Origin of the sequence: Streptomyces sp. NPDC046215, assembly GCF_040646215.1 — a bacterium.
GTDB lineage: Bacteria > Actinomycetota > Actinomycetes > Streptomycetales > Streptomycetaceae > Streptomyces > Streptomyces stramineus.
Genome location: NZ_JBEYZW010000085.1, coordinates 1 through 15,204, shown reverse-complemented (window position 1 = coordinate 15,204; position 15,204 = coordinate 1). Strand labels below are relative to the sequence as shown.

Annotated in this window: 12 protein-coding genes; 7 read left to right on the top strand and 5 right to left on the bottom strand. The window is 73.7% G+C overall.

Going from position 1 to position 15,204, the window contains the following annotated elements:
- Nucleotides 1-47 precede the first annotated feature (47 nt).
- The 4 genes from ABZ951_RS27655 to msrB all read left to right on the top strand — a co-directional run bounded on the left by ABZ951_RS27655 (nt 48) and on the right by msrB (nt 3,520).
- Complete coding sequence (locus tag ABZ951_RS27655; protein ID WP_344090914.1) at nt 48-881, top strand: pyrimidine reductase family protein; 834 nt, start codon at nt 48-50, stop codon at nt 879-881.
- A 158-nt stretch (nt 882-1,039) separates the two neighbouring features.
- Nucleotides 1,040-1,513 carry an indole-3-glycerol phosphate synthase gene (locus ABZ951_RS27650; protein ID WP_344090912.1) on the top strand — a complete coding sequence of 158 codons (474 nt, stop codon included), beginning with the start codon at nt 1,040-1,042 and terminating at the stop codon, nt 1,511-1,513.
- Between the two features lie 173 nt (nt 1,514-1,686).
- Nucleotides 1,687-3,084: a UDP-N-acetylmuramate--L-alanine ligase gene (gene murC / locus ABZ951_RS27645; protein WP_344090910.1), complete on the top strand. Its 1,398-nt coding sequence runs from the start codon at nt 1,687-1,689 to the stop codon at nt 3,082-3,084.
- Between the two features lie 28 nt (nt 3,085-3,112).
- On the top strand, nt 3,113-3,520 hold the full coding sequence (msrB, locus tag ABZ951_RS27640; protein ID WP_344090908.1) for a peptide-methionine (R)-S-oxide reductase MsrB: 408 nt from the start codon (nt 3,113-3,115) through the stop codon (nt 3,518-3,520).
- Between the two features lie 17 nt (nt 3,521-3,537).
- Here msrB and ABZ951_RS27635 read toward each other — a convergent pair whose 3' ends face one another.
- Complete coding sequence (locus ABZ951_RS27635; RefSeq protein ID WP_344090905.1) at nt 3,538-3,831, bottom strand: hypothetical protein; 294 nt, start codon at nt 3,829-3,831, stop codon at nt 3,538-3,540.
- A 112-nt stretch (nt 3,832-3,943) separates the two neighbouring features.
- Complete coding sequence (treZ, locus tag ABZ951_RS27630; protein WP_361280939.1) at nt 3,944-5,950, bottom strand: malto-oligosyltrehalose trehalohydrolase; 2,007 nt, start codon at nt 5,948-5,950, stop codon at nt 3,944-3,946.
- Nucleotides 5,951-6,015: 65 nt separating this feature from the next.
- On the opposite strand from treZ, the gene ABZ951_RS27625 reads away from it, so the two are divergent.
- Entirely contained in the window at nt 6,016-6,720 is a 705-nt protein-coding gene (locus ABZ951_RS27625) for a hypothetical protein (RefSeq protein WP_344094324.1), read from the top strand.
- Nucleotides 6,721-6,878: 158 nt separating this feature from the next.
- Here the strand turns inward: ABZ951_RS27625 and treY are convergent, their stop codons facing one another.
- Nucleotides 6,879-9,248 carry a malto-oligosyltrehalose synthase gene (treY, locus tag ABZ951_RS27620; protein WP_344094322.1) on the bottom strand — a complete coding sequence of 790 codons (2,370 nt, stop codon included), beginning with the start codon at nt 9,246-9,248 and terminating at the stop codon, nt 6,879-6,881.
- Between the two features lie 231 nt (nt 9,249-9,479).
- The gene (gene glgX, locus ABZ951_RS27615) at nt 9,480-11,606 is read right to left on the bottom strand and encodes a glycogen debranching protein GlgX (RefSeq protein ID WP_344094320.1); all 2,127 of its coding nucleotides are present in this window, start codon (nt 11,604-11,606) and stop codon (nt 9,480-9,482) included.
- A 409-nt stretch (nt 11,607-12,015) separates the two neighbouring features.
- Here glgX and ABZ951_RS27610 point away from each other — a divergent pair, with 409 nt between their 5' ends.
- Both ABZ951_RS27610 and ABZ951_RS27605 read left to right on the top strand, forming a co-directional pair.
- Nucleotides 12,016-13,257 (top strand): SAV2148 family HEPN domain-containing protein, encoded by a 1,242-nt coding sequence (locus ABZ951_RS27610; protein ID WP_344094318.1) that lies wholly within the window; start codon nt 12,016-12,018, stop codon nt 13,255-13,257.
- Between the two features lie 95 nt (nt 13,258-13,352).
- Entirely contained in the window at nt 13,353-14,084 is a 732-nt protein-coding gene (locus ABZ951_RS27605) for an exonuclease domain-containing protein (protein WP_344094315.1), read from the top strand.
- A gap of 79 nt (nt 14,085-14,163) precedes the next feature.
- Here ABZ951_RS27605 and ABZ951_RS27600 read toward each other — a convergent pair whose 3' ends face one another.
- On the bottom strand, nt 14,164-14,769 hold the full coding sequence (locus tag ABZ951_RS27600; RefSeq protein WP_344094313.1) for a hypothetical protein: 606 nt from the start codon (nt 14,767-14,769) through the stop codon (nt 14,164-14,166).
- Between the last annotated feature and the right edge of the window lie 435 nt (nt 14,770-15,204).

Here is a 15,204-nt window from a genome sequence, read left to right as displayed (position 1 = left end):
CCCGGGACCCGGCGCCGGGAAGGGCACGGCATGCCACACTGCGGCCTATGCGACGCCTGTTCCCCCTTGCGCCCCCCGCCTCCCGTGCCCCCGCCGCCCCTGCGGAACCGCCCGTCACCGAGGACCGCACCTGGAGCCTGGACGAGCTCGCCGAGGCGTACGCCTACCCCGAGACACCGGGCACGGCCACCGGCGCGGAGCGGCCCGCGCCGGGCGCGCACGCGTGGCTGCGGGCCAACATGGTCTCCTCCCTCGACGGCGCCGCCCACCACGACGGCCGCTCCCAGCCCCTCTCCTCCGACGCCGACATGCGGATCTTCGGCACCCTGCGCGGCCTCGCCGACGCCGTGGTGGTCGGCGCGGAGACCGTCCGGAAGGAGGGGTACCGGCCCGCGCGGGCCCGGGAGGCGTTCGCGGCCCGCCGGGCGGCGCTCGGCCAGGGCCCGGCACCCGCCATCGCCGTCGTCAGCGCCGGCCTCGACCTGGACTTCTCCCTGCCGCTGTTCACCGAACCCCTGGTGCCGACCCTGGTCCTGACCGGCGAGGACGCCCCCGAGGACCGGCTGGCGGCGGCCCGCGCGGCGGGCGCCGAGGTGGTCACGGCGGGCGAGGGGCGGCGGGTCGACCCCGCCCGCGTCCCGGAGGTGCTGGCCGAGCGCGGGCTGACCCGGCTGCTCACTGAGGGCGGGCCCCGGCTGCTGGGGCAGTTCGTGGCGGCCGGCGTGCTGGACGAGCTGTGCCTGTCCCTGGCCCCCCTGCTCACCTCGGGCAGCGCGCCCCGCGTGGTGAACGGACCTTCCATCGCCGTGCCGGAACGATTCGTCCTCGCGGCGGTGCTGGAGGAGTCCGGTTTCCTCTTCACGCGCTACCACCGCATCTGACAATCGGCGGAATTACCCGTTCCGGTTTGCTGTCGACGGGCAGAATTGAGTCAGACGCGTCCCGAGGGGAACGTGATCAGAACAGGCGGGCCCAGGGGGGCACGCGCAGGATGGTTTCTGTTGGGCCCGGTGGCCCACGATGGAGAAGGGCTCCCACCGTGTTCACGAGCGTATTGATGATCGAACAGCCCCTGACCGCAGCCGACGTCGACTTCGTCACCTCCCTGCACGAGGACCAGATGTCCTTCGTCGTCCTCATGCAGCCCAGAGGGGCCGAGGACCGGCTGCTGCGCGCCATCGACGACGTGGCCCTCGGCGAGCTCGAACAAGCCGTCCACGAGGCCGACGAGCCCGAGGGCGAGCAGGCCCGCCGGCCCGCGGCCCTCGCCCTCGAACACTCGCTGCGCACGCTCCGCGACGCCGGCAGCGAGGCCGTCGGCCAGCTCATCGACGGCCACCCGCTGGACCTGCTGCGCTCCGTCGTCGAGCAGACCCACGCCGACGAGGTGATCGTGCTGACCGCCCCGCACCTGGTCGAGGAGTTCTTCCACCGCGACTGGGCCTCCCGCGCCCGCCACAAGGTCGGCGTCCCCGTGCTGAAGCTCTACGCCCACAACGACGACGAGGAGTGACCCGCGCCGTCCCGGCAGGAGGCCGGGGCCGCCCCGCGGGGCCGCCCCGGGACGGCCCCCGGACGGGCAGCCCCCATCGGGTGCAACAATCGTGGCCGAGTAGCTGCCGGAAACCGCTGGACCCCTTCCGGCAGCCACGGGAACCAGGCACCGACCCTCAGGGAGCTCCGCACATGGCACCGGCCGTCCCCACGACGATGGACCGACCTCACTTCATCGGCATCGGCGGCGCCGGCATGTCGGGCATCGCGAAGATCCTGGCGCAGCGCGGCGCGGCCGTCGCCGGCAGCGACGCCAAGGACTCCGCGACCGCGGAGGCCCTGCGCGCGCTCGGCGCCACCGTGCACATCGGGCACGCCGCCGCGCACCTGGCCGACGACGCCACCTGCGTGGTCGTCTCCAGCGCCATCCGCGCCGACAACCCCGAGCTGGCGGCCGCCACCGAGCGGGGCGTCCCCGTCGTGCACCGCTCCGACGCCCTCGCCCGGCTGATGGACGGCCTGCGCCCGATCGCCGTCGCCGGCACCCACGGCAAGACGACCACGACGTCGATGCTCGCCGTCTCCCTCGACGCCCTGGGCCTCGACCCGTCGTACGCCATCGGCGGCGACCTCGACGCCCCCGGCTCCAACGCCCGGCACGGCGGCGGCGAGATCTTCGTCGCCGAGGCGGACGAGAGCGACCGCAGCTTCCACAAGTACGCGCCCGAGGTCGCGATCGTCCTCAACGTGGAGCTGGACCACCACGCGAACTACGCGTCGATGGACGAGATCTACGAGTCCTTCGACACCTTCGTCGGCCGGATCCGCCCCGGCGGCACGCTGGTCGTCGCGGCCGACCAGGCCGGTGCCCGCGAGCTGACCGAGCGGGTCTCGGGCCGGTACGACATCGAGGTCGTCACCTACGGCGCGGCCGAGGACGCCGACGTCCGCGTCCTCAAGGTCAACCCGCGCGGCCTGACCAGCGAGGTCACCGTCCTGCTCGGCGGCAAGATGCTGACCTTCACCGTCTCCGTGCCCGGCCGGCACTACGCGCTCAACGCCGTCGCGGCCCTCGCCGCGGGCGTCGCGCTCGGCATCCCGGCGCACAACCTCGCCTCCGCGCTCGGCAAGTACACCGGCGTCAAGCGCCGCCTCCAGCTCAAGGGCGAGGCGAACGGCGTGCAGGTCATCGACTCCTACGCCCACCACCCCACCGAGATGACGGCCGACCTGGAGGCCATCCGCGGCGCGGTCGACGCCGCCTCCCGCATCCTCGTCGTCTTCCAGCCGCACCTCTTCAGCCGCACCCAGGAGCTGGGCACCGAGATGGGCGCGGCCCTCGCGCTGGCCGACGCCTCCGTGGTCCTGGACATCTACCCGGCCCGCGAGGACCCGGTCCCCGGCATCACCAGCGCCCTGATCATCGACGCGGCCGGCGCCGCCGGCGCGGACGTGCGCCCCGAGCACGACATGGCGGCCGTCGCCGACGTCATCGCGGGAATGGCCCGGCCCGGTGATCTCGTTCTCACCATGGGCGCCGGTGACGTCACGGACCTCGGTCCGAAGATCCTGGCCCGCCTGGAGAGCTGACACCCGCAGAACCGAAGGGACGCGCGACATGACGTACGAGGTCGAGAAGCCGGACGAGCAGTGGCGCGCGGAGCTGACCCCGGCGGAGTACCAGGTACTCCGCCGGGCGGGCACCGAACCCGCCTTCCGCGGGGAGTACACGGACACCAAGACGGCCGGGGTCTACTCCTGCCGGGCCTGCGGTGCCGAGCTCTTCCGCTCCACGGAGAAGTTCGAGAGCCACTGCGGCTGGCCCAGCTTCTACGACCCGAAGGACTCCTCGGCCGTCGAGCTGATCGAGGACCGCTCGCACGGCATGACCCGCACCGAGGTCCGCTGCGCGCGCTGCGGCTCGCACCTGGGCCACGTCTTCGAGGGCGAGGGCTACCCCACCCCGACGGATCAGCGGTACTGCATCAACTCCATTTCCCTCCGGCTGGAGCCGGCGGCGGAGTGAGACGCGGGGGGCGCGGGTCAGTGTCCCAGCGCCCCCAGGCCCTTCTTCAGGTCGTCGTAGTTCATCACCGGGTTCAGCTCGACCTCCGCTTCCATCTCCATGAACAGCCGCTCCAGCATGGCGGGCATCTGGGACGAGTCCTGCATGTCGAAGACCATGAGGCAGGTGCGGCCGCCGTCCAGGGGCCCGAAGTAGGCCGCCTCGGGCTTCAGCTGTTCCATCAGTTCGTCCACGATCTTGGGCATCGTGCCGTTCTTGAGGGACTCGTTCCCCGCTCGGGTGTCCATCCGGGCCCTGAGAAGAGTGCGCATGTCACTCACCCCTTCGGTGCGACGCACCGCACCCGGCGCTCGGGCTCCGCGCTCACAGAGGCGCGGATACGCCCCTTCCAGCGTCCCTCCCCCCGGGTGCGGCCGCAATCCCTCAGCGGAGGCGCAGCACCGCCGCCGAACCGGCGGGCAGCCGCAGCAGGCCGTCCGCGCCGGGGGCTTCGACCGGCCCCCAGGCGGCCAGGACCTCCGGCGGCGCGGCCGCCGGGCCGAGCGCGACCGCGGCCGCCTCGCCGCCGGGGTTGACGGCGACGCGCAGCGCGCCCCGCCGCAGCACGGCCGCCGGGCCGGGGCCCACGTCGGCGGTGACCGCCATGAGGTCCGGGTCGGTCAGGTCCGGCTCGGCGCGGCGCAGGGCGACGAGCCGCCGGTACCAGGCGAGCAGCGCGCGGTGCGGTGCGCGCTCCGGCTCCGTCCAGTCCAGGCAGGAGCGCTCCCGCGTCGCCGGGTCCTGCGGGTCGGGGATCTCCTCGGCGGCCCAGCCGTGCGCGGCGAACTCCCGCCGCCGCCCGGTGCGCACGGCCTCGGCCAGCTCCGGGTCCGGGTGGTCGGTGAAGTACTGCCAGGGCGTGCGGGCGCCCCACTCCTCGCCCATGAACAGCATCGGGGTGAAGGGCGCGCACAGCACCAGCGCGGCGGCGCAGGCCAGCGCGCCGGGGGACAGATGCGCCGAGAGCCGGTCGCCCAGGGCCCGGTTACCCACCTGGTCGTGAGTCTGGGCGTAGCCCAGCAGCCGGTGGGCGGGCGTGGTCCGCCGGTCGAGCGGCCGGCCGTGGCGGCGGCCCCGGAAGGCCGAGTGGGTGCCGTCGTGGAAGAAACCGCCGGTCAGCGTCTTGGCCAGGGCGTGGGCGGGGTCGGCGGCGAAATCGGCGTAGTAGCCCTGGGACTCGCCGGTCAGGGCCGCGTGCAGGGCGTGATGGAAGTCGTCGTTCCACTGCGCGTGCAGCCCCTGGCCGCCGGCCTCGCGCGGGGTGGTGGTGGCGGGGTCGTTGAGGTCGGACTCGGCGATGAGGAACAGCGGCCTGCCGAGCCGGGCCGCCAGCGCGTCGACGGCCGCGGACAGTTCGGCGAGGAAGTGCGGCGTCCGGGTGTCGGCCAGCGCGTGCACGGCGTCCAGCCGCAGCCCGTCGAGCCGGTAGTCGCGCAGCCAGGCCAGGGCACTGCCCGTCAGGTACGCGCGGACCTCGCCGGAACCCGGGGCGTCGAGATTGACGGCGGCGCCCCACGGCGTCTGGTGGGTGTCGGTGAAGTACGGGCCGAACGCGGGCAGATGGTTGCCGGACGGGCCGAGGTGGTTGTGCACCACGTCGAGGACGACGCCGAGGCCCAGGCCGTGCGCCGCGTCGACGAAGCGCACGAGGCCCTCCGGGCCGCCGTAGGGCTCGTGGACCGCCCAGGGCGCCACCCCGTCGTACCCCCAGCCGTGCCGGCCGGGGAAGGGGCAGACCGGCATCAGCTCCACATGGGTGATGCCGAGGTCCGCCAGGTGCGGCAGCCGCCGCGCCGCCGCGTCGAAGGTGCCCTCGCGGGTGAACGTGCCGACGTGCAGTTCGTAGAGGACCGCGCCCGCCAGCGGGAGGCCCCGCCACTCCCGCCGCCACGGGAGGCGGGAGAAGTCCACGACGGCGGCGGGCCCGTCGGGGCCGTCCGGCAGCCTGCGCGCGCGGGGGTCGGGCCGGACCGGCCCGCCGTCCAGGGCGAACCCGTAGCGGGTGCCGTCCGCGGCCGGGGCGGTGCACCGCCACCAGCCCTCCCGTACCGGGTCCGGCTCCATGGGGTGGTCACGGCCCGTCATATGCAGCGCCACCCGCCCGGCTTCCGGCGCCCACACCTCGAACAGCACAGCCGGCTCCTCCCGACGACGGTGCTGTCCATGGTGCCGTGCCCGCGCCGCTCCCGTACCGGAAGCGGCCCGACGCGTTCGGCGGCCGGTGCCTTCCGGGGCGGCCGGCCGGGCGGGGCCGATGCCGGTTGCCCGGGGCCGGGAATGGACCGGTATTCTGCTTGAGGGTGGGTGAATTTTCCCATTAGACTTCGCAATGGATTCCCTTTGAACAGCGCTCAGTATTTCGACCCGTGGCGGAGGCGGGCCGAAATACACACCGGTCGTGCGGCACCCGGCCGAGGAATTCGCGGGCGGTGTCGCGTAACACCAAGGGGGAAGAAATGTCTGCTGGCTGCCCGAGCGATGACCCGGTGCGCGGCGAAAGTGTTCTGGTCGTCCACAGCGCACCGGCTTATCGGTGCGGACTGGCGCTCGCCCTCAAGGAATCGGGCTTCGGTGTCCACGAATCCGATTCGATCGAGTTATCCGGCGGGATGGAGTGGGACGCCTGCCTGCTGCACGTGCCCTCCGACGACATGTCGGAGGTCGGCGGGCTGAAGCAGATCTGGCCGTCCCGCTCCGTCGTCGCCCTCCTCACCGATCCCACCGTGGACGACTACCGCTCCGCCCTGCGGGCCGGGGTCGAAGGGCTGGTCGCCCATGACGCGGACCTCGACGAGATCGGTGAGGTGCTGCGGTGCGCGCTGCGCGGCGACGTCCGCATTCCGGCCGCCGTGGCCCGGGCGCTCGCCGAACGCACCCCGGCCGTGCCCGGCGCGCCGGACCTCAGCGTCTGCGAGACGGGCCTGCTGCGCGATCTCGCCTCCGGCCGGGCGGTCGCCGAGATCGCCAAATCCTCCGGGTATTCCGAGCGCCATATGTACCGGCGGGTGCAGCACCTCTACAGCCGGGTCGGCGCCCGCAACCGGAGCGAGGCCGTGGCCGCGGCGGCGCGGTGGGGGCTGCTCGCCGATACCGGGAGCGGGACGGAAAGCGCCGTGCATTCCGGCGGGCCGGAATTCCGCCGCGCCGGCGGCGGAGGCTGACCCCCGGAATTACCGGTCACTTGCCGGGGTCCCGGCAGTACGCGATGACGACGGCCCGGCCCGCGCTCCTGACCGGCCCGGCCGCCCGCTCGGCGAAGCCCCCGACGACGAAGCCCCCTGACGACGAAGGCGGCCCGCGCCGTGCGCGGCCCGCCGCTTCACCCCCGCACCAGCAGCGCCACCGGACAGCTCTCCAGCAGCTCCGCCAGGGCGACCCGCCCCTCCCGCACCCGGCCGGTCAGCACCTCGCGCCAGGAACCGGCGGGCAGGGGCAGCACGGTCTCCCGCCACCCCCCGGCCGCCGCCAGCCGCCGGGGGAGCCGGGTCACGGCGGTGACCGTCTCGCCCGAGCGGGCGAAGGCCGTGCAGTGGGCGGCGGCCGGTCCCTCGGCGCCCAGCGGCTCGTAGGAGCCCCCGGGACCGAACCAGCCGGGGTGCTCGCGCCGCAGGCGCAGCGCGGCACGGGTCAGCCGCAGCTTCTCGGCGGAGAGCCCGGCGCCCTCGTCTCCGGAGAGGTCCGGCACCCGGCGGTTGTCCGGGTCGACCAGGGCGGCGTAGGCGCGCTCGGTCCCCATGTAGAGGTCCGGCACCCCCGGCATGGTCAGGTGCAGCAGGGCCGCGCCGAGGGTGTTGGCGCGGACGGACGGCGCGAGGTCCTCCGCGAGCGGGGTGAGCGCGCCGTGGTCCGGCCCGCAGGGGCCCGCCGCGACGAAGGCCGCGACCGCCTCCTCGTAGCCCGTGTCGGGTTCGGTCCACGTCGTGCGCAGCGCGGCCTCCCGCACGCTCTTGAGCACCGCGGGGCCCAGCCGCCCGGCCTCGGGCGGGGCGGTGGTGCCCAGACCGAAGGCGGTCTGCCAGGCCACCCACGCCACGTGCGCGTCGGGCGCGGGGACGCGGGCGGTGAGCCGCTCCATCAGCTCGGCCCACCGCTCGGGCGCCTCCGTCAGGGCGGCGATCCGCGCCCGGACGTCGGCGCTGCGCTTGGTGTCGTGGGTGGAGAGCACCGTCCCCGAGCCGGGCCAGTCGCGCTGGAGGCGGGAGCAGTAGGCGTGGAACTCCGCGGGGCTGACCGACGGCCGGTCCGGGGTGCCGCCGACCTCCGTGGCCGACAGCAGGGGCGCGTAGCGGTAGAAGGCGGTGTCCTCGACGGACTTGGCGCGCAGCGCGGACGCGGTCTGGGCGAAGCGGGCGCAGAAGTCCCGGTGGTCGGGCCCGTCGCCCAGGCGCCCGAGCGCGGCGTCCCGCACGGCCTCGACCACGTGAGCCTCCTCCGGGACCGAGAAGGCGGCCCGGGCGCCCTGGGCCGCCTCGTCGAGCAGCCCGGCGTCCACCGGGGCGACGGGCCGGCCGGGCACCGCGTACGGGCGGTAGACCGGCAGCCGGACGAGGATCTCGCGCAGGGCGGTGCGCAGCGCCCACGCGCCGTGGTCGCGCAGGTGGAGCGAGCTCTCGCAGACCCGCCCGGCGGAGCGGACCAGCCGCTCGACCTCCGCGGCGAGCTCGTGGGTGACGACCCGCCAGGCGGCGCGGCGCAGCGTCGCCGGCCAGTCCCCGCCTCGGTCGGGCGGCAGGCCGGTGAAGGCGCGGTAGCGGGCACCGAGCTCCGCGGCGCCCCCGGGGTCGACGAAGAGGCCGTCGAGGTGGCGCAGGGCGTCGTAGCCGGTCGTGCCGGCGACCGGCCAGCCGGCGGGCAGGCGTTCGTCGCCCCCGAGGATCTTCTCGACGACCGTCCACCGGCCGCCCGTTGCCCCGGCGAGCCGGTGGAGGTAGCCGGCCGGGTCGGCGAGCCCGTCGGGGTGGTCGACGCGCAGCCCGTCGACCACCCCCTCGGACAGCAGCTCGATGACCTTGGCGTGGGTGGCGGTGAAGACCTCGGGGTCCTCCACCCGGACCGCGATCAGCTCGGAGACGGTGAAGAAGCGCCGGTAGTTCAGCTCGGTCCGGGCCAGCCGCCACCACGCCGGCCGGTACCACTGGGCGTCCAGCAGCTCGGGCAGCGGCAGCCGCTCGGAGCCGGGCCGCAGCGGGAAGGCGTGGTCGTGGTAGCGCAGCACGCCGCCGTCGACGGCCAGGTGCTCCAGCTCGTCGCCCAGCCGGCCGCCCAGCACCGGGAGCAGCACCTTCCCGCCGTGCTCGGACCAGTCGATGTCGAACCAGCGGGCGTACCGGGAGGCCGGGCCGTCCCGGAGGACCTCCCACAGCGGCCCGTTGAGGCGGGCGGGGGTGGGGAGGGCCATGTGGTTGGGGACGATGTCGAGGATCAGGCCCAGCCCGTGCGACCGGGCGGTACGGGACAGGGCGCGCAGCCCCTCCTCCCCGCCGAGCTCCGCCCGGACGGCCGAGTGGTCGACGACGTCGTAGCCGTGGGTGGAGCCCGGGACGGCCTCCAGGACGGGGGAGAGGTGCAGGTGCGACACCCCGAGGGAGGCGAGGCGGGGCACGGCCAGCTCCGCCGCCCGGAAGGGGAAGGCGGGCTGGAGCTGGAGCCGGTAGGTGGCGGTCGGTGGACGGGCGCTGTCGGGCGTCATGGGAACGTACGTACCCGCAACGGGCGGTCATGCCGCAGCCGACTACGGCCTGTCGGCGGATCAGGGGGATGCGCCACCGCTGCGCGGCGGTGCCCCGGGCACCCCCGACGGGCTGCTGCCGGCCTGTCCGGCATGCGAGGACGCGCCCGCGGGGCGCTCGCCGCCGCAGGTGGCGAGGCCGAAGACGCGGCAGCACCGCCGGGCCGCAGCCGCAGACCCGCCGGGCATCCCTCAGGCCGGCCGCTGGAGCACGGTCAGGCTGCGGTCCGTCAGCGTCAGCCGGTCACCGGCCTGGATCTTCGGCCCGTCGGTCTCCACGCCCTCCGGGTGGGCGGTGTCGACGATCACCTGCCACTGCCTGCCGTGATCCACGGGAACGACGAAGTCGAGCGGCTCGTCGTGCGCGTTGAACATCAGCAGGAACGAATCGTCGACGACCGGCTCGCCCCGGGGGCCGGGCTCGGAGATCGCGCCGCCGTTGAGGAAGACGGTCAGCGACTTGGCGTGGGAGGCGTGCCAGTCGGCGTCCTGCATCTCTTCACCCTCGTGGGTGAACCAGGCGATGTCGGAGAGGTCGTCGTGGGTGCCCTGCACCGGGCGGCCGTGGAAGAAGCGGCGGCGCCGGAAGACGGGGTGGTCGCGGCGGAGCCAGACCATCGCCCGGGTGAAGGCCAGCATGCGGCGCGCCATGGCGGAGGACTCCTCGGCCGGGTGCGGCCAGCGCACCCAGGCGACCTCGTTGTCCTGGCAGTAGGCGTTGTTGTTGCCGTGCTGGGTGCGCGCGAACTCGTCCCCGTGGCTGAGCATCGGCACGCCCTGGGAGAGCATCAGCGTGGCGATGAAATTGCGCATCTGACGCTCGCGCAGCGCCAGCACCGCCGGGTCGTCGGTCTCGCCCTCCACGCCGCAGTTCCAGGAGCGGTTGTGGCTCTCGCCGTCGCGGTTCTGCTCGCCGTTGGCCTCGTTGTGCTTCTCGTTGTACGCCACCAGGTCGTGCAGGGTGAAGCCGTCGTGGCAGGTGACGAAGTTGATGGAGGCCAGCGGCCGGCGGCCGTCGCCCTGGTAGAGGTCGGAGGAGCCGGTGAGGCGGGAGCCGAACTCCGCCAGGGTGGCCGGCTCGCCCCGCCACAGGTCCCGGGAGGTATCCCGGAATTTCCCATTCCACTCGGCCCACAGCGGGGGGAAGTTCCCCACCTGGTAGCCGCCCTCCCCGACGTCCCACGGCTCGGCGATCAGCTTCACCTGGCTGACGACCGGGTCCTGCTGCACCAGGTCGAAGAACGAGGACAGCCGGTCCACCTCGTGGAACTGCCGGGCCAGCGTCGCCGCCAGATCGAAGCGGAAGCCGTCCACCCGCATCTCGGTCACCCAGTAGCGCAGCGAGTCCATGATGAGCTGCAGGACGTGCGGGCTGCGCATCAGCAGGGAATTGCCGGTGCCCGTGGTGTCCATGTAATAGCGCGGATCGTCCGCCAGCCGGTAGTACGAGGCGTTGTCCAGGCCCCGGAAGGAGAGCGTGGGCCCCAGGTGGTTCCCCTCGGCCGTGTGGTTGTACACCACATCGAGGATGACCTCGATGCCCGCCGCGTGCAGTGCCCGCACCGCCGACTTGAACTCCAGGACCTGCTGCCCCCGGTCGCCCCACGACGCGTAGGTGTTGTGCGGGGCGAAGAATCCGATGGTGTTGTAACCCCAGTAGTTGGCCAGCCCCGCGTCCGCCAGCCGGTGGTCGTTGACGAACTGATGGACCGGCATCAGCTCGATCGCCGTCACCCCCAGCTCCGTCAGGTGCTCGATGACGGCCGGGTGCGCGAGCGCCGCGTAGGTGCCCCGCACCTCCTCCGGCAGCGCCGGGTGGCACATCGTCAGGCCCTTGACGTGGGCCTCGTAGATGACCGTGCGGTGGTAGTCGGTGCGCGGCGGCCGGTCGTCGCCCCAGTCGAAGTAGGGGTTGACCACGACCGACGTCATCATGTGCGGCGCGGAGTCCATGTCGTTGCGCTTCTCCGGGCGCCCGAACGGATAGCCGTAGACCGCCTCGCCCCAGTCGACCGCCCCGCTCACCGCCCGCGCGTACGGGTCCAGGAGCAGCTTGGCGGAGTTGCAGCGGGCCCCGCGGCCCGGCTCGTACGGGCCGTGGGCCCGGAAGCCGTACCGCTGGCCCGGCATGATGCCCGGCAGATAGGCGTGCCGGACGAACGCGTCGCTCTCCCGGAGGTCCACGGCGGTCTCCGAGCCGTCGTCGTGGAGCAGACACAGCTCGATCCGCTCGGCGGCCTCGGAGAAGACCGCGAAATTGGTCCCGGCGCCGTCGTACGTGGCGCCGAGGGGGTACGCCTGTCCCGGCCAGACCTGCATGAGTCGACTCTTCCATCCTTTGCCGGTCTTCACCGGTTCTTCGGGGTCATCTGCCAGAGCGCCGCGGGGCTCCTGTACGGGACCGAACCGGCATCCTTGCCCAACCGGAGCCGACGAGCCGCCCTTTCGCCAGATCTTCCCCAAAAGGAGCGCACCCACGGCTCCGTCCTGCTCGTCCAACCGGGTGACCGGCCCTTCCCGGCCGCTCACCGGGGCCTTCCGGCGCGCCCGGCGCGCGCCGTGGCGGACCTGCCGCTATGAAACCGCTCACTCCCGCCGCACCACCCGGACACAACCCGTACCCGGGGTGGCGGAGTTGGCCGGGCACCGGCCGCGTCCGGGTGCAGCGCGTCCCGCCCGCACAGTAGTCTGCCTTGATCGTTGGACGGGGGCGGAAGGCGGTGCACTGGTGAGCTCGGGCGGGCTGGAGCTGCCCCCTGGGGACGGCTGTCCCGGGGAAGACGGTTCGGCCGACACACCACCCGGCGCGGTGTCCTTGGCGCGGCCGGTGGAGATCGGGGCGGCCCTGGACTGGGACGCCGGCGCCTGGGGCGAGGTGCGCACCCGGGCCCGGCGGGCCGGGCGGGCCTACATCTGGCTGAATCTGGTCGAACAGCGGCTGCGCGCGGTCGTCGCCGCGGTGCTGCGGCCCGTCTACGAGCCGGTCCACGGCGAGGACGAGTGGGTCGTCGCCGCGGCCGGCCCCGCCGGGCAGGAATGGGTGCAGCGGGCCGTGGCGGTGCGGGAGGTCAGCCGCCGCAAGGGTTACCTGCTCGACCCGGCCGACGACAACGTCCTCAGCTTCCTGACCCTGCCGCAGCTGCGCGAGCTGCTCGTCCAGCACTGGCCGTGCTTCGAGCCGTACCTGGACGACCGGCGCGACCTCGAACTCGCACTGGACGAGCTGGAGGTGACGCGCAACGTCGTCTCCCGCAACCGCGCCCTCTCCGAGGCCGTCCTCGCCCAGGCCGAACGGGCGTCCGCCCGGCTGCTGAACATCCTGGGCAGCGGCACCGGCGCGGGCGTCCCCTCCGCCGACCGGCTGCCCATCGACGCCGTCGAGGACCTCGTGGGGGACCGCTACGCCGACGTCGTGGGCGTCCACCCCGACCGGGTGCGGCTCCAGCGGCAGCTGCCGGTGGAGGACCTCTTCGGCAGCGCCCGCCGCCTCGACGCGGTCGGGATAGGACTGAACCTGCTCGTGCAGAACTACTCGGGCCGGCGGCTCGTCCGCCTGGCCGAGGCCGGGTGCCGGGCCCGGCTGCTCTTCCTCAACCCCGCCAGCAGCGCGGTGCGCCGCAGGGAGCGGGAACTGGGGATCAAAAAGGGCGAGATGAGCCGGTCCGTCGAGATGAACATCATGCACATGCGGCGGGTGCGGGACCGGCTGCGTGACACCGCCGCCTTCGAGATCCGCGTCTTCGACGAGACGCCGCGCTTCACCGCCTACCTCGTCAACGGCGACGGCACCGACGGCCTGGCGGTGGTGCAGTCCTACCTGCGCAAGGCGCGCGGCATGGAGGCGCCGGTGCTGGTGCTGCGCGGCCGGGGCAACGTCGTACGGGAGGGGCGCGAGCCGGAGCAGGGCCTCTTCGAGACGTACCGCGAGGAGTTCGAGAGCGTCTGGGCGGACTCGCGGCCCGTCTCCTGAAAGAGGGCCCGGCAGCGGCCGGCCGCCGGGCGTTGTCAGTGGGGCGTGCGACGCTGGGTGCTCAGTCGGGGGAAGCACCACGAAGGGGGACCGCCATGGGGTGGCACCAGGAGCTGCTGATCGGGTTCGACCTGGAGACCACGGGCACGGATCCGGCAGAGGCGAGGATCGTCACGGCGGCGGTCGTGGAGACCAAGGGCGGGGTGCCCATCGGGCGCCGGGAGTGGCTGGCCGATCCGGGCATCCCCATTCCGGCCGAGGCCGCGGCCGTCCACGGCATCACGAGCGAGCGCGCCGCGTTCGGCAGGCCCGCGGCGGAGGTCGCCGAGGAGATAGCGGCCACGCTGGCCCTCCACTGGGCCGCGGGGGCGCCCGTCGTCGCGTACAACGCCTGCTTCGACCTGACGCTGCTGGCCGCAGAGTTGCGCCGGCACGGCCTGCGCCCGCTCGGCGAGCGCCTGCGGGAGCTGGAGGCGGAACGGGAGCCGGACACCGACGGCGGGGAGACGGGGCCGGTCGTCGATCCGTACACCATCGACCGGGCCGTCGACCGCTACCGCAAGGGCAAGCGCACCCTGGAGGCGGTCTGCGGGGAGTACGGCGTCGTGCTGGACGGGGCGCACGAGGCGGGGGCGGACGCCCTCGCGGCGGTGCGGGTGGCCTGCGCCGTCGCCGACCGGTACCCGGAGATAGCGGACGCGAAGCCGTGGGACCTCCACCGCGACCAGCGGCGCTGGTACGGCGAGTGGGCCGCGGGCTACGAGAACTGGCTGCGGCGGCAGGGCAATACGACCGCCGTCATCGACCCGCGCTGGCCGCTGCGCTGACCCGGGGCCGGGCCCGCCCGGGCTCATGGGCCGGGCGGGCCCAGGAGGGACGGGCCCGGTGCGCGGGGTGCCGCCGGGCTCAGCCGGCCAGCTTCTTCTTCAGCTCGGCGACCTGCGAGCCGCTGTCCTGCGCGGGGATCTTCCACTCGTAGGTGGCGCCCTCGCCGTCGGTGTAGACGAGCGTCCCGCCGCGCTGCGCGTCGGTGATGTCGAACGCCCGCGCCCGCCACTTCACCGTGCCGGCCGCGATCGGCCCGCTCGCGTCGAAGCCGGCCAGGGAGACGCTGGTGGCGTTGCCGTCGTCCTGCCCGACGGCCGTGCCGTCGGGTGCCTTCCACTGCCAGCCGCCCCGGTTGGTCGGCGCCGTCTCGGCGGCGGCCGTGTCCGAGGTCGGGCGGTCCCGCACCGTCACGACGGCGAAGAGGCCCCGGGCCGGCTTGTCGGCGGCGGCCTTCGTGGCGTACACGACGCTGGACGGCGTGAGCTCCAGCCGGCCGCCGCCACCGGAGCCGACGGTCTCCATGCCCTTGCCGAGCGGCAGGGGTTCACCCTTGGTGCCGCCTCCACCGGCGGAGGGCGACGCGGTGGCCGAACTCTCCAATGACTCGTCCTTCGACTCCCCGCCACAGGCGGTGAGAGACAGGGCGGCGGCAATGCAGACGGCCACGGCGGTACTGATTCGCATGAATCCCCCGAGAGGTACGTGTCAAGAACCCGGGAACCGTACCGCCGGTAACAAAGATTACCGGGAAGTCTGACCGAATCGTGACCAGCCCGCTACCGCGGCGTTTTCAGGCGTCGGCTCAGGGGGGTGGAGGGGACATTTTCGAATTTGTGCGACCAAGGTGTCGCATTCACACCCGTGTATAGGGAACCTGGTGTCGGCCGAAGTGCGGCGGAATATGACCGAAAAATGGCGGTGGGGCGGGTTCCGTTTCCGGGCACGGTGATGCGCGGTCCGGCCGGGGATTCGGCTGCGGGCCGTTGTCGCCTACGGCGCGTTCATAGTTGCCGCCTGCGGCGGCGGGCGCCCTGCGGGCGCGTCCTCAATCTCCCCCAGCTAACGCTGGGAGGTGCCCCCGGACGGGCTGGTTATGGCTGAGCTCAGCCATAACCAGCC

Bases quoted from the DNA above. Each gene is read 5' to 3' on its own strand.
- ABZ951_RS27655 (WP_344090914.1), top strand. From the start codon at position 48: ATGCGACGCCTGTTCCCCCTTGCGCCCCCCGCCTCCCGTGCCCCCGCC.
- msrB (WP_344090908.1), top strand. From the start codon at position 3,113: ATGACGTACGAGGTCGAGAAGCCGGACGAGCAGTGGCGCGCGGAGCTG.
- ABZ951_RS27600 (WP_344094313.1), bottom strand. From the start codon at position 14,769: ATGCGAATCAGTACCGCCGTGGCCGTCTGCATTGCCGCCGCCCTGTCT.
- murC (WP_344090910.1), top strand. From the start codon at position 1,687: ATGGCACCGGCCGTCCCCACGACGATGGACCGACCTCACTTCATCGGC.
- glgX (WP_344094320.1), bottom strand. From the start codon at position 11,606: ATGCAGGTCTGGCCGGGACAGGCGTACCCCCTCGGCGCCACGTACGAC.
- ABZ951_RS27605 (WP_344094315.1), top strand. From the start codon at position 13,353: ATGGGGTGGCACCAGGAGCTGCTGATCGGGTTCGACCTGGAGACCACG.
- treY (WP_344094322.1), bottom strand. From the start codon at position 9,248: ATGACGCCCGACAGCGCCCGTCCACCGACCGCCACCTACCGGCTCCAG.
- ABZ951_RS27635 (WP_344090905.1), bottom strand. From the start codon at position 3,831: ATGCGCACTCTTCTCAGGGCCCGGATGGACACCCGAGCGGGGAACGAG.
- ABZ951_RS27625 (WP_344094324.1), top strand. From the start codon at position 6,016: ATGTCTGCTGGCTGCCCGAGCGATGACCCGGTGCGCGGCGAAAGTGTT.